Below are 12547 nucleotides of genomic sequence, written 5' to 3' on the forward strand. Positions count from 1 at the left end.
AGACGGCGGTCCGCCGCGGCGGATCACCGGGCGGAGGGGAGCAGCGCCTTCAGCGCGTCGTGCAGGCGGCGGTACGTCACGACGTCGCCGCACGGCACGCCCTCGCGCACGAGATCCCGGGCGACCTCCGGGCCGATGCCCGCGAGCACGCAGGCGCTGCCGAGGAGCCTGACCGACGTGGCCACGCGCAGGAAGAGCGCGAGCGCGCTCGCCTCCATGCGGTCGAGCCCGGTGACGTCGATGACCACCGCGCGCGCCCGCGTGGCCTTCACCGCGTCGAGGAGCCGATCCATCAGGTGCGCGCACCGCTCCTCGTCGACGAAGCCGATGACGGGGACGCACAGGATGCGGCTCCAGACCTCGAGGATGGGCATCGACAGCGCGCGCATGGCGGCGCGCTGGTGCTCGATGAGCGTCAGCTTCTCGGTGATCTCCCGCTCGTGCGCGAGCTCGCGGGCCCGGGCGAGCTCCTCCTCGGCGCGGGCGCGCGCGAGCGCCTGCGAGGCCGCGGGCAGGAGGCGGCGCACGAGGCTGACGTGGCGCGCGTCGAAGAAGGCGCGCGCCGGATGGACGAGCACGAGCAGCGCCCGCAGGGGGCCCGCCTGCAGCGGCGCGTGGAGCGCGGAGCCGCAGCGCTCGAGGACGGGCTCCGGCTGGCGCTGCCACTCGGGGAGCTGGCGGACGTCGAAGCTCGCGACGGGCCGCCCCGCGAGCGCCCGCGTGAACGCGGCCCCGGCCTCCCACGCGGTCGCCGACAGGCGCGGATCGGTCGCGACGAGGACGCGGCCGTCCGCCCCCTCCTCGAACGCGATCACGAGCCCGGCGGCGGCGCCGACCCGCTGCGCGGTCGTCTCGACGACGCGCGCGAGCGTCTCCGCGAACGTCCCCGGCTCCGTGAAGCGCAGGAGCGCCTCGGCCAGCCCCTCGGCTTCGAGCCGGAGCGCCCGCTCCTCCTCACGCGCGCGCTCCAGCTCGGCGATCGTCTCGCGGGCAGCCTCGTCCTCCATCACCTGCTCACTGCCCGAGCAGGACGACGCCGATGGAGAGGTTGGCGTGCTGGTTCCTGCCCCGGGTGAAGCAGCCTTGCTCGCCGAAGGTGAACCTGCCGAGGAACGGCGTCGCCCCGAGCGACGCGACGACCCCCTGGGCCACGCGATCGATGTCGTCGCGCACGGCGAGCATGCACCCGGCGCAGAAGATGACGAGCGCGCCCTGCGCGCGGAACGAGGGCGGCGCGGCCTCGAGCGCGGCGTCGACGACGGAGCGGACCCGGCCGATCAGGCTCTCGCGCGATCCGTGCATGAGCACGAGCTCGTCCCCGTCGTGGATGCTCGCGCTCAGCGTCATGGAGTTGTCCTTCTCCACGGTGCTCGGGTGGATGAGCAGGAACTGGGGGACCTTGCCGATCCAGCCCGAGGGCCGCCCGAGGGGCTGAAACGCCGTCTGCTCCAGGATGGATCCGCCGCCGAGCTGCGCGGAGATCAGGCCGCCGGTCCAGCGGTTGTAGACCTCGGCGGCCGGGAGCCCGTCGATCTCGGGCAGGCGCCTGCCGCTGGCGCGGGTCACGCGACAGCGGTGCTCGGTGGGGACGTAGCCGCTGCTGAACGCATAGGAGATCTCCCCGGACGGGTAGAGGGCGGAGAGCAGCACGGCGCCCTCGTGGGCGCGCCCGCGCTCCACCTGCGATTGCCGCCCGTCGAGGGAGTCCGCCGCCGACGAGCCGCCGAACACGGGAACGTTGGGGCCGACGACGTCCTCGATGCCGAGCAGGACGTCCTCCTCCGCGCCGGTCTGCGCGGTGAGCCAGAGCAGGGCCGGGAGCTCGCCCGCGCGCCCGGCGTCCTCGATCGCGCGCTCCGCGGCGCGGGCGCCGGCCGCGCGCGGGGCGTCGCCGATCCGCTCGGCCGCGACGCCGTAGGCGCCCTCCGCGTCGGCGATGCCGAGCAGGGCGAGGCCGGGGCCGGGCCCGCCGTGGACGCCGGCGCCGGTCATGACGGAAAGGCACGAGCTCGACCCATGGACGCGCACCGAGGCCGGCAGCGCCGCCGTGGCGCGCGCGAGCTCGCTGACGTCGTAGGGCTCGGTGTAGCTGAGGAACACGTGATCGGGATCCGCGCCCAGGCTCGAGCGGAGCGCGGACATGGCCTCGGCGAATGCCGTGCTCGCCGTCGCCGCGGTGGACATGGAGGTGGCGATCTTCATCAGCGCGGCCCTCCCGCACACGCGGGCCGATCCGCCGGAGCCGGCGCGCCGCCTGGCGAGCTCGACAGGTGATCTGTCGCGATCATGACATTTCCCTGCATCGGCGTCTGTCCTCCCTCTGGCCAGGATCGAAGCAATTCAAGCCGTTTATACACGAACTCGCGACCGCGACTGATCCGATCGCGGCGACGAGGCGCCGGAGCGCAGCCTCGGGGTGCGGCGCGATCGCGGCGCGCAGCGGGGCGCCGACCCACATCACGGCGGTCGCGCCGCTATCGCACGGACGCCTCCTGCTCGCGGAGCTCGTCGTACCAGCGCGCGTAGGTCGTGGACGCGACGAGGCGTCGGTTCTCGTCGGGCGCGCCGTCGGTCCACCACGGCGGACCTCGCTCGCCGAGGGCGATCTTCGCCGCGTGCACGCGGCGGCGTGCCTCCCGCAGCGCCCGCTCGTCGCCCGCGCGCAGCGCGCGCCCGACCTCGCGCCGCGCCGCCATGAGCTCGGAGACGAGGCGCTCTCGGGCCTCCTCCGGCAGCGCGGGGTTGGCCCGACGCCACAGGCGCCCGCGCACGATCAGGTAGCGCCCATCGGGCGTCGTGAGCGGCGCCGGCGCGGGGTTCGCCGGGCGCCCTGAGGCGGTCGCGCGGGGGCTCATGCGGCCGTGCCCCAGCAAATTCCGGGCGCGCCGCCGGACGGGCCTGGCACAGCGTTCGCCTGTCGTCGGCCAGCGATGGGTGCAAAGGAGAACGGGCGATGAAGGTTCTTGTGACCGGCGGCACAGGGGTGGTGGGGCCGGAGGTTGTGCGGCGGCTCCTGAGGAGGGGGCACAGCGTCCGGCTGCTGTCGCGCCACGCGAGCGACGATCGGAAGGCGTTCGAGGGCGACGTCGAGGCGTTCGACGGCAACATCGGCGACGCCGCCTCGGTGCGCGGCGCCGCCGAGGGGTGCGACGCGATCGTCCACCTCGCGGCGGTCGTCTCGGAGCGGCCGCCGGAGGTCACGTTCGAGCGCGTGAACGTCGAGGGGACACGCAACATCGTCGCCGAGGCCGAGCGGGCGCGCGTGCTGCGCTTCGTCTACGTCTCGTCGCTCGGCGCCGACCGGGGCGAGTCGGACTACCACCGATCGAAGAAGAAGGGCGAGGACATCGCCCGGACGTTCTCGCGCGAGTGGATCATCCTCCGGCCCGGCAACGTCTACGGCCCGGGCGACGAGCAGATCTCGCTCCTGCTCAAGATGGTGCGCACGCTGCCGGTCGTGCCCCTCGTCGGCAAGGGCGACGATCCGTTCCAGCCGATCTGGTGCGAGGACTGCGGCGAGGCGATCGCGCTCGCGGCCGAGCGCGCGGACCTCGCGGGGCGCGAGCTCGACCTCGGGGGGCCCGAGGTGACGACGATGAACCAGGTGCTCGACCGGTTCGAGGCGATGACCGACAGGCACCCGACGCGGCTGCCGCTGCCGGCGTGGATCGAGTCGACAGGGGCGAAGCTCGCGGCGAAGTTCGGGATCGAGACGCCGGTCAGCGCCGACCAGATCACGATGGTGACGGAGGGGAACGTCGTGCCCGAGGGCCGCGAGAACGCGCTCGACGTGCTCGGCGTCGAGGGGACGCGCCTCGACGAGGCGCTGGGCAAGCTCGGCGACTCGCTGCCCGAGCGGCTGCCGTCCGAGGGCATCGGGCCGATGCACCGCAAGATCTACCGCGCGGAGATCCGCGGCGCGCGGCTCGACGCGGAGGGGCTCATCGCGCTGCTGCGCGACGAGTTCCCGTCGCTCGCGCCCCGCGAGACGGTCGTCGTCGGCGCGGAGCCCCAGAGCCCGAAGCGCATCGCGCCGGGCGCGACCCTGACGATGGCCCTGCCGCTGCGCGGGCACGTGCAGGTGCGCGTCGAGGAGGTCGCGCCGCGCGCGATCACGCTGGCCACGCTCGAGGGGCACCCGCTCGCCGGCGCCGTGCGCTTCCTGGCCGAGCCGGCGGGCGACGGGGCGGTCCGCTTCGAGGTGCAGACGTGGAACCGCGCGTCGACGCTGGCCGATCTGGTGGTGATGGAGACGCTGGGCGGGGCGATCCAGACGTACACGTGGACGTCGCTCGTCGAGACGGTCATCGAGCGCAGCGGCGGCCGCGCGGACGAGGGCGTCGAGGTGAAGCGCGACGACCCGGACGAGCGCGAGGGCAAGGACTTCGAGCGCTGGCTGGAGGAGCTCATCCTCCGCCGCGTGCGTCGCGACGACGCCCCCGCGCCCGCGATGGCCGCGGGGTGAGGCGCGCCGCGATCGGCCCGGGCGGCCGGCGGCTCGGCGCGGGGGGCCGGCGGGCTGGCGGCGGTGTCGCTTCGTGCCCCGGCCGCCGCGCGGGCGGGGCAACCCGCCACGGCCCGGCGCGGGCATCGAGGCGCCGGGCTCGTCCGCAGCATGTGCTAGAGCAACAAACGGGTTGAACCCGCCTGAAACGAGCAGAACTTCGAACCGCCAAGACGCCAAGGACGCCAAGACATCATCATCATCATCTTCTTCTTCTTCTTGGCGTTCTTGGCGTCTTGGCGGTTCATTTCTCGCTCGCTCAACGTGATTGATTGTTGTTCTAGGTGCAGAGTGCCCACCCGCGCGTCGCGCGCGGCATCCGCCCGGGCAGAGCGAGCCATACCGTGTCCCACCCCCTCGACATCAACGATGAGCTGACCGTCCCCGCCGCGCTCCTGAGCTGGAGCGCCGTGCGCGCGTCGGGCCCCGGCGGCCAGAACGTCAACAAGGTCGCTTCGAAGGTCGAGCTGCGCCTCGACTTCGCGGCGTGGCCCGAGCTCGCCGAGGACGCCAAGGCGAGGCTGCGCGGCATCGCCCGCGGGCGGCTCGACGCCGAGGGGCGGCTGCTGATCGTGAGTCAGCTCACGCGCGACCAGCAGCGCAACCTGGAGGACGCGCGGGAGAAGCTGCGCGCGCTGATCTTGCGGGCGCTGGAGCGGCCGGCGCTGCGGCGGCCGACGCGGCCGACGAGGGCCTCGAAGGCGCGGCGGCTCGACGAGAAGCGGCGGACGGGCGAGAAGAAGCAGGTGCGCCGCGGCGGATACGCCGAGTGAGGCGGCGCGCGGCGGCGCCGCGCTCGCCGTCAGCGCTTGCGCCGGGAGCCCGCGACGACCGCGGCCGCCGTCGCCGCCGTAACCGCCTTCTTGAGCCACCGCCGCAGCTTGTTAACGTCGTTGCAGGCAGCGACCGCGCGCGCAACCTCGGCGGGTATCGCGAGCCCGCGCGATTGCAGCACGGTGGTGATGGCCTCCTGCGTCGCCCTGACCTCAGCGAGCGCCGCGCCGCGGGCCTCGCCGCGGGCCTCGCCGCGGGCCTCGCCGCGGGCCTCGCCGCGGGCCTCGCCGCGGGCCTCGCCCTCTGCGACCGCCTGCTCGAGCGCGGGCACGCGCTTGTCCAGCAGCGCGCGGGCCACGGCGTCGTCCGAGGACGTGGCGTCGAGCAACGCTTGAATCGGCAGCGGGCGCACGAGGCACGGATCCTCGATGACCGCGTCCTTCGGGAGCGGCCGCCAGCCGTCGGTCTCGCGCGACCACTCGAGCACCCGGCGCTGCTTCACCAGGATGCAGAACACCCGCCGCACGCCGCGCTCGATGAGCCGGCGCGCCTTGCTGGTCGGGACGGCGAGGGACTGCTTGTCGCAGACCTCGAACGCCATCTCCTCCAGCCGCCGGCGGCCGCTGCGGTCGGGCTTCTGCGCGAAGATGCTGGCGTCGGGCGCGTAGTCGCTGGCCTCGTCGGTCCGGGTGAGCATGTCGACGGCGCCGCGGTAGTCCTTCGCGACATGGGCGCCGAGCACGTAGGTCAGATCGAAGTGCTGGATCGCGTGCGGCGGATCGGCCGGGGCGGCGAAGAGCTCGGCGCCGTCGAGGTACTCCACCCGCGTCTCGGGCGGCGCCAGCCGGTCGTCCACGTGCGGGAGGCGCGCGCGCGACCTGCCGTCCGAAGGCGCGTGGAGCGTGCGACCGGAGCCGTCGCGGCCCGGTGCGAGGAGGGCGTGGTCGTGCTTGGCCATCGGCCGCAGCATAGCGCGACGAGCGCCCGGCAGCGATGGGCGCGCGGGAGGCGCGCGCGACACCGCGCTTACGCCGGAGCGGGCCGGATCATTCGCGCAAGTTCAGGTACCCCAGCTCGTAAAGCCCCATCCATCCGACCTCCGGGTCCGTGCAGGCGCCCTCCCTGAGCTGCGCCACGAAGGCCTCGATCGGCTTCTCGACGACGTCGATGAACTCGGTCTCATCCAGCGACTGCGCCCCGCGACGGACGCAGTCCACCGCCAGGAACGCGTGGCGCTCGATCGTCGAGTAGGCGCACTCGAGCGGGCGGCCGAGCGGCAGGAGCCGCCCGGCGACATACCCCGTCTCCTCGAGCAGCTCGCGCGCGGCCGCGTCCTCCGGGGCCTCGCCCGGCTCGACGCCGCCGCCGGGGAGCTCGTCGAGGATCCGGTCCGGCCCCGGCCTGTACTGGCGCGCCAGGATCACGCGATTTTCCTTTGAAATCGGGAGGATGCAGACGACTTGCCCCTCCTTCTTGAGCGAGAACCTGCGGACTTGCCCGTCCGGAAGCTCGAAGGTGACGTCCTCGATCCGCCGCCACGGCGAGTGCTGGATCACGCGCCGCTCCAATGCCTTCCACCGCACGACCGTCATGAAGAACCACCTCTGCGCCCGGGCGCTCCGGACGCTCCTCGAGGAGGCCGGAGGCGCAGGCGTAGCCCATGGCGGGCACGGCGTCGCGCGCGCCGGCCCAGCGGGGCCACGCGCCGGCTCGCTGGCGGGTCGCGCGACATCCGGGAGCGCCGGGCCCCCCCGTGCAGCCGGCTCCCTCGCTCCCGGGCCACGGCGCGCGCCCGTGAAGGCGGGCGCAGGATCGGATAGGACAGGGATCCGAGCGCCATGCGCCCCACCGGCTGCATCAAGACCATCCGGCTCTGCGTCCTCACCGCGTCGCGCGCGGGCGTCGACCCGCGCGAGGCCCTCGCCGCCGCCGGGGTCGACCCGGCCCTGCTCGAGGACCCGACCGCGCGCGTTCCGCACGACACGGTCGCCCGCGCGTGGACCCGCATCCCCGAGCTCGCCCGCGACCCCGCGTTCGGCCTGCACGCGGCCGAGCTGCTCGTCGGGCACCTGTTCGACGTCGTCGATTTCGTCACCGGCCAGTGCGCCACGGTGCGCGAGGTGATCGACTGCGTGCTGCGGTACCAGCGGCTCATCCACGACGCCATGGACGTGCGGCTCACGGTGGACGGCGCGCGCGCCCGCATCTCGCAGCGCTTCGCCGGCGCGCTCGCGCCGCCCCAGCTCTCCAGCTTCGTCGTGGGCCTGTGGGTCCTGCGCGCCCGCGCCCTCACCGGCGTGCCGTTCGCGCCGCACCGGGTCACCTTCGCCCATCCTGCCCCGGCGGATCGCGGCGAGTACGACCGCCTGCTCGCCGTGCCGCTCGCCTTCGACGCGGACGACAACGCCGTCCTGTTCGACGCCTCGTTCCTGGACACCACGACGCTGCGCTCGGATCCGGCGCTCGGCGCCGTGCTCCGCCGGCACGCCGACGAGCTGCTCGCCGGCCTCCCGGCCGAGCCGAGCGTGCGCGGCGTCCTCGAGCGCCACCTCATCGCGTCGCTGGGGCGCGGCGTCCCCGACGTCGCCGCCGCCGCGCGCGCCCTCGGCATGAGCGCGCGCACCTTGCAACGGAGGCTCGGCGACGAGGGCGAGAGCTACAAGAGCGTCCTCGACGAGGCGCGCCGCAAGCTCGCCGTGGCCCACATGCGCGAGCGCGGCCGCACCGTCTCCGAGGTCGCGTTCCTCCTGGGCTTCTCCGAGGTGAGCGCCTTCTCGCGCGCCTTCCGCCGCTGGACCGGGCACAGCCCCGCGGCGTACCGCCGCGCCGGCTGACGGGGCCAGAGGGCGGACGTCGAGCACGCCCAGCGTCGCGGCCTCACCGGCGCGTCGGGCGGACGGTCGGAGCGACTGACGCGGCAGCTTCCGGCGCGAGGGCCGCCCGGGCCGCGTCCAGGTGGGCCGCCGCGGCCTCGGGTGAGGCCGGCAGGCGTGCGACGAGCGCTGCGCGGAGCGCGGGCGGCAAACCCGCTCCGATGCGCGACAGGAGCGGGACGAGCGTCCACGGGTCGAGATCCGGCGTGCGGGCGAGGCGAGCCAGCGCCTGGAGGATCGGCGCGCGCGCCTCGTCGGAGAGGCCGGCGAACCGCTCCGCGGCGTTCGTGGAGGCGAGGAGCTCGATCGGAAGCTCCGATGGCGCAGCGTGGATCGTACCCAGCCGCAGCCCGAAGAAGGTGGGGCCGCAGTGGATTGCGCGGGGCTCCGGAAGAGGCGGTGGAACCAGGTCGTCGAAATCGACGTCGGCGCAGGCAAGCCACAGGGCGATCGGTCGCGTGGTCCGCAGGTGCCGCGCGACACGCCACGCCTCGATGAGGTTATGGACCGGGTACAAGGAGCGCTCGGCCGGGAGGTCCTCGGCGGGCATGGCGACGCGCACCACGATGGGCTCGACAGCGTCCAGCAGCGAGCTGGGCAGGGTACGGAGCTCGCCGAAGAGCACGACGCGCTCCGGCTCGGGCGCGTCGGACGTGCGGCCAAGGCGGGCGCACAGCCAGGCGAGCAAGAGCTCCGCGAGGAGCGGATCGCTCTCCAGGACCAGGTCGCAGGGGGAGCGGACAAAAGCGGCGAGCTGCTCCTCGAGCAGGGACGCTCGCGGGGACCGCGGGGGTAGACCCGCGAGCCACCCCACCGCGCGCGCCGCCTGCGCGACGGTCGGGAGGGTGGCGATGGGCACGCCGGGGCGCCGTGGGCGCGCGCCTCCCAGAGCTTCCGCGGCCGCCGCGCGGACGTCCCGGGCCGGGTCGCTCAGCAGCGCCCGTACCGCGGGATCCGAGCCCAGCGCCAGTGCCGCGCTCCGCCGCACCGGAGGCGAGGCGTCCGCGAGCGCTGCGCGGAGCGCTGGTCTGACCTCCTCGGCCGCCCCGAGCGCCCGGACCGCCGCGGCGCGGACATCGTCGTCGGGATCCGCGAGCGCGCCTGTGAGCAGGACCCGGGCTGACGGATCGGACGCGAGGGAGCGAACGGCCGCGGCCCGCACGCTCCAGCTCGCATCGCGGAGCATGCCGGGGAGCACCGCACGGGCGGCAGGATCCGACGCGAGCTCCTGGGCGGCTGCCGCCCGCACCGCCGGGTTCGGATCGCGGACGATATCATACAGGAACGGCTCGCCAGCCGGCTCCGCGTTCAGGGCATGGACCGCGGCGGCGCAGACCGCGGCGTCTGGGTCGCGGAGCAGAGCGCGGAGCAGCGGGCGCGACTCGGGATCCGAGGCGAGCGCATCGGCGGCCGCCTTGCGCACGTGCGGAAACTTGTCGCGGAGCGCGGCGCGCAGGACCGGGTGCGATCCGACGTCGCCCGCGAGCGCCTGGACCGCGGCCGCGCGGACCTCGGCGCTCGGATCCTGGACCAGCGCGCGGAGCGCCGGGAGCGCTTCGGGATCGCCTGCGAGCGCCCGCGCTGCCGCCGCCCGCACGCCCCACCGCTCGCTCCCGAGCGCGCCGCGGAGCGCGACCTTCGCGCCGGGATCGCCGCCCAGCTGCTGGAATGCCGCCGCCTGCGCGGCGAGGAGCTCGCTCCGGGCCGCGGCGCGCAGCAGCGGGCGCGCCTCTGGATCGGCCGCCAAGGCGTGCGCCGCTGCGGCCCGCACGGCGTAGTTCACGTCGTGGAGCGCGGCGCGGAGCGCCGGGCGCGCCTCGGTATCCCCGGCCAGGGCGGCGATCGCGGCCGCGCGGACCGCGTAGCTCGCCTGGCCCAGCGCCTCGCGCACGAGCGGGCGCTCTTCCGGGTGGTGCGACAGCGCGTCCACCGCTGCCGCCCGGACGGCCGGGTTCGGATCCTGGAGCGCGGCCCGCACGAGCGGTCTCACCGCCTCATCGTGGGCGAGCGCGTCCAGCGCGGCGGCGCGCACGAGCCAGTGCTCGTCCTGGAGCGCATCGCGAAGCATCCCGCGCGCCTCCGGGTCCGCCACGAGCGCGGTCACAGCGGCGGCGCGGACCGCGTGCTCCACGTCGCCGAGCGCGCCGCGCAGGAGCGGCAACACCGCCGGATCGCCGGCGAGCGCCTCCACCGCCGAGGCGCGGACGTTCCCGTTCGAATCGCGGAGGGCACCGAGCAAGACCGGGCGCGCATCGGGGTCGAGCCGCAGCGCAAGAAAGGCCGCTGCCCGGACGGCGATATCGATATCTCCGAGCGCGCGGTGCAGGAGCGCGCGCGCAGACGGGTCCGATGCGAGCGCCCTCACGACAGCCACCCTCACGGCGCTGTCCGTGTCGCGGGACGCCTCGATCACGAGGGGCCGCATGGACGGCTCGGCGGCGAGCGCGTGGACGGCGGCGGCCCGGACAGGCGCCTCGGCGTCCCGGATCGCGGCCACGATCAAGGGCGTTGCTTCCGGATCGTCGGCCAGGGCGAGCACCGCCGCTGCCCGCACCTCGCCGCTCGGATCGCGCAGCGCTTCGCGGATCATGGGCCGCGAGGCGGCATCTTCCCCGAGCGCGTGGACCGCCGCCGCCCGCACCGCCGCGCCCTCGTCGAGGAGCGCGTCCCGCACGAGCGCGCGCTCGACCGGATCCCATGCGAGCGCGCGCACGGCCGCCGCCCGGACGTCCTCGCTCAGCTCGCCCGCCGTTTGCTCGATGAGCCAGCCCGGATCGACCCGCGCGCGCGCCAGCATGCCTCCCACATGCTCCGCGCCGCGGCTCGACACGGGGCGGGATGGCTGATCGATCCCTGCTGCGCAGAGGAGAGCGCGCGCCGCCGCGCCTGTCACCCCCCGGAGCCGGCCGAGCGGCGCGAGCGGCGCCGTGGCGTCAGGGTCGAGGGCGCCACGCGCCGCACGCAGGGCGCTCTCCGCGCGCACGGCCAACGATAGCTCTGCCTCGCCGAACCGCCCCGATGGCAGCTCCAGCTGCGCCGCGAGCAGGCGGATGAGCTTCGCCCCATCCGCGGCGAAGAGCGCGTGCGCCTCTTCGCCCCCTGGCGCGAGGGCGTCGAAGATCTCACCGAGCAGGCGATGGTCCGCGGCGTCCCGGTGCTCGGCTCGAGCGAGCTTCCGCCCGAGCGCACGCGACGTGGCCCCGAATTGCAGCACCGGCGTGGGATCCAGGCTGGCTCTCGCGGTGTCCGCGCATGCGTCGTCGTCGCCGATGCTCACGTGAACCTCCCCGAGCTCAAGGACCTCGAAGCGAGCGCCAGGGTAGAGACCCTGGGGGTTGCTCGCAAGCGCGCCTGACGGCGCGGCCGGTCAACTCATTGGCGCGGCCGGTCAAGGACGCGACACCCGCCCGTGCCCATTCTTTCCCGCATGAGCTACATCACTCCGAGCCAAGCGCAGGCGCACGCGGGCCTGCGCGCCATGAAGGTCGTCCTCACCTCGGCCGGTCCCCTCGACGGGCCGCGGCGCGCCGCCGTCGCCGCCGTGCAGCGGCACCTCCTCCACACGGACCTCGACGTCGACGCGCTGGGCCCGATCGCGCCCGAGGAGCTCGCGCGCGCCGTCCGCGACCCGGCGCTCCGCGAGCAGCTCGTGAGCGGCCTCTGCGCCATGACGCTGTGCGGAGAGCGCATCGACGAGCGCGAGCTGCTCGAGGTCGAGCGGTTCGCCGCGGCGCTCGGCGCGCGCCCCGACGCGGTCCGCCAGCTCCACCGCCTCCACGAGCGGCGGCTATTGCTCCTGCGCATCGACATCGCCCGCAACGCGCTGCTCGGCAAGAGCGTGCGGCGCATGCTGGACGAGGGCGGCTTTTACGGCCTCGCCAGGAACCTCGCGAGCTTCGCCGGCATCGCCGAGAACGAGCCCGTGGCCGCGCGCTACCGCTCGCTCGAAGGGTACAGGGAGGGCACCCTCGGCAAGGCGCTCTTCACCTTCTATCGAGAGAACGGCTTCTCCTTCCCCGGCGAGAAGCGCGGGGTGCCCGAGGGCGTGCTCACCCACGATCTCAGCCACATCCTTGCTGGCTACGGCACGGATCTCCACGGCGAGGCGATGACGCTCGCCTTCCAGGCGGGGTATCGCCGCGAGAACCCGTTCGGCATCCTCGTGTTCCTTCTCGTCCAGCTCCAGCAAGGGGTCCAGCTCACGCTGCTCGCGCCGGCGCAGCAGGGGATGCTCGCGGCGCCGGGGCTCGCCGACGACATCGCGCGGGCGTTCGTCCGAGGCACGAAGATGACCGTCGACCTGATGGACGACTGGGACTTCTGGGCGGTCATGGACGTGGATGTGGAGGAGCTGCGCAGTCGTTACGGCGTCCTCCCCTGGGCGGCCGCGGCCTGA

At 74.6% G+C, this 12547-nt stretch carries 11 protein-coding genes; 4 read left to right on the forward strand and 7 right to left on the reverse strand.

Translation table 11 applies throughout. The features are described from left to right. Nucleotides 1-23 precede the first annotated feature (23 nt). The 3 genes from WMF24_RS11525 to WMF24_RS11535 all read right to left on the reverse strand — a co-directional run bounded on the left by WMF24_RS11525 (nucleotide 24) and on the right by WMF24_RS11535 (nucleotide 2855). On the reverse strand, nucleotides 24-1007 hold the full coding sequence (locus WMF24_RS11525) for an STAS domain-containing protein (RefSeq protein ID WP_437736441.1): 984 nt from the start codon (nucleotides 1005-1007) through the stop codon (nucleotides 24-26). A 7-nt stretch (nucleotides 1008-1014) separates the two neighbouring features. Then, nucleotides 1015-2202, reverse strand: a complete 1188-nt coding sequence (locus tag WMF24_RS11530; RefSeq protein ID WP_437736442.1) for an FIST signal transduction protein — start codon at nucleotides 2200-2202, stop codon at nucleotides 1015-1017. Between the two features lie 272 nt (nucleotides 2203-2474). After that, nucleotides 2475-2855 carry a hypothetical protein gene (locus WMF24_RS11535; protein ID WP_437736443.1) on the reverse strand — a complete coding sequence of 127 codons (381 nt, stop codon included), beginning with the start codon at nucleotides 2853-2855 and terminating at the stop codon, nucleotides 2475-2477. 98 nt (nucleotides 2856-2953) lie between these two features. On the opposite strand from WMF24_RS11535, the gene WMF24_RS11540 reads away from it, so the two are divergent. Continuing rightward, nucleotides 2954-4465 carry a DUF1990 family protein gene (locus WMF24_RS11540; RefSeq protein WP_437736444.1) on the forward strand — a complete coding sequence of 504 codons (1512 nt, stop codon included), beginning with the start codon at nucleotides 2954-2956 and terminating at the stop codon, nucleotides 4463-4465. Nucleotides 4466-4620: 155 nt separating this feature from the next. Here the strand turns inward: WMF24_RS11540 and WMF24_RS11545 are convergent, their stop codons facing one another. Beyond that, nucleotides 4621-4845: a hypothetical protein gene (locus WMF24_RS11545; RefSeq protein WP_437736445.1), complete on the reverse strand. Its 225-nt coding sequence runs from the start codon at nucleotides 4843-4845 to the stop codon at nucleotides 4621-4623. A gap of 3 nt (nucleotides 4846-4848) precedes the next feature. On the opposite strand from WMF24_RS11545, the gene arfB reads away from it, so the two are divergent. Next, entirely contained in the window at nucleotides 4849-5277 is a 429-nt protein-coding gene (gene arfB, locus WMF24_RS11550) for an alternative ribosome rescue aminoacyl-tRNA hydrolase ArfB (RefSeq protein WP_437736446.1), read from the forward strand. 29 nt (nucleotides 5278-5306) lie between these two features. Here arfB and WMF24_RS11555 read toward each other — a convergent pair whose 3' ends face one another. Both WMF24_RS11555 and WMF24_RS11560 read right to left on the reverse strand, forming a co-directional pair. Continuing rightward, the gene (locus WMF24_RS11555) at nucleotides 5307-6236 is read right to left on the reverse strand and encodes a Uma2 family endonuclease (RefSeq protein ID WP_437736447.1); all 930 of its coding nucleotides are present in this window, start codon (nucleotides 6234-6236) and stop codon (nucleotides 5307-5309) included. A gap of 88 nt (nucleotides 6237-6324) precedes the next feature. After that, on the reverse strand, nucleotides 6325-6870 hold the full coding sequence (locus WMF24_RS11560) for an NUDIX hydrolase (RefSeq protein ID WP_437736448.1): 546 nt from the start codon (nucleotides 6868-6870) through the stop codon (nucleotides 6325-6327). A gap of 246 nt (nucleotides 6871-7116) precedes the next feature. On the opposite strand from WMF24_RS11560, the gene WMF24_RS11565 reads away from it, so the two are divergent. Then, nucleotides 7117-8112 (forward strand): AraC family transcriptional regulator, encoded by a 996-nt coding sequence (locus WMF24_RS11565; RefSeq protein ID WP_437736449.1) that lies wholly within the window; start codon nucleotides 7117-7119, stop codon nucleotides 8110-8112. 43 nt (nucleotides 8113-8155) lie between these two features. Here WMF24_RS11565 and WMF24_RS11570 read toward each other — a convergent pair whose 3' ends face one another. After that, nucleotides 8156-11428, reverse strand: a complete 3273-nt coding sequence (locus tag WMF24_RS11570; RefSeq protein ID WP_437736450.1) for a HEAT repeat domain-containing protein — start codon at nucleotides 11426-11428, stop codon at nucleotides 8156-8158. Between the two features lie 150 nt (nucleotides 11429-11578). Between WMF24_RS11570 and WMF24_RS11575 the strand changes: the two genes are divergently transcribed. Further along, on the forward strand, nucleotides 11579-12547 hold the full coding sequence (locus WMF24_RS11575) for a hypothetical protein (RefSeq protein ID WP_437736451.1): 969 nt from the start codon (nucleotides 11579-11581) through the stop codon (nucleotides 12545-12547).

Origin of the sequence: Sorangium sp. So ce1335 (genome assembly GCF_051521615.1) — a bacterium.
Lineage (GTDB): Bacteria > Myxococcota_A > Polyangia > Polyangiales > Polyangiaceae > Sorangium.

Bases quoted from the DNA above. Each gene is read 5' to 3' on its own strand.
- WMF24_RS11525 (WP_437736441.1), bottom strand. From the start codon at position 1,007: ATGGAGGACGAGGCTGCCCGCGAGACGATCGCCGAGCTGGAGCGCGCG.
- WMF24_RS11530 (WP_437736442.1), bottom strand. From the start codon at position 2,202: ATGAAGATCGCCACCTCCATGTCCACCGCGGCGACGGCGAGCACGGCA.
- WMF24_RS11535 (WP_437736443.1), bottom strand. From the start codon at position 2,855: ATGAGCCCCCGCGCGACCGCCTCAGGGCGCCCGGCGAACCCCGCGCCG.
- WMF24_RS11540 (WP_437736444.1), top strand. From the start codon at position 2,954: ATGAAGGTTCTTGTGACCGGCGGCACAGGGGTGGTGGGGCCGGAGGTT.
- WMF24_RS11545 (WP_437736445.1), bottom strand. From the start codon at position 4,845: ATGGCTCGCTCTGCCCGGGCGGATGCCGCGCGCGACGCGCGGGTGGGC.
- WMF24_RS11555 (WP_437736447.1), bottom strand. From the start codon at position 6,236: ATGGCCAAGCACGACCACGCCCTCCTCGCACCGGGCCGCGACGGCTCC.
- WMF24_RS11560 (WP_437736448.1), bottom strand. From the start codon at position 6,870: ATGACGGTCGTGCGGTGGAAGGCATTGGAGCGGCGCGTGATCCAGCAC.
- WMF24_RS11565 (WP_437736449.1), top strand. From the start codon at position 7,117: ATGCGCCCCACCGGCTGCATCAAGACCATCCGGCTCTGCGTCCTCACC.
- WMF24_RS11575 (WP_437736451.1), top strand. From the start codon at position 11,579: ATGAGCTACATCACTCCGAGCCAAGCGCAGGCGCACGCGGGCCTGCGC.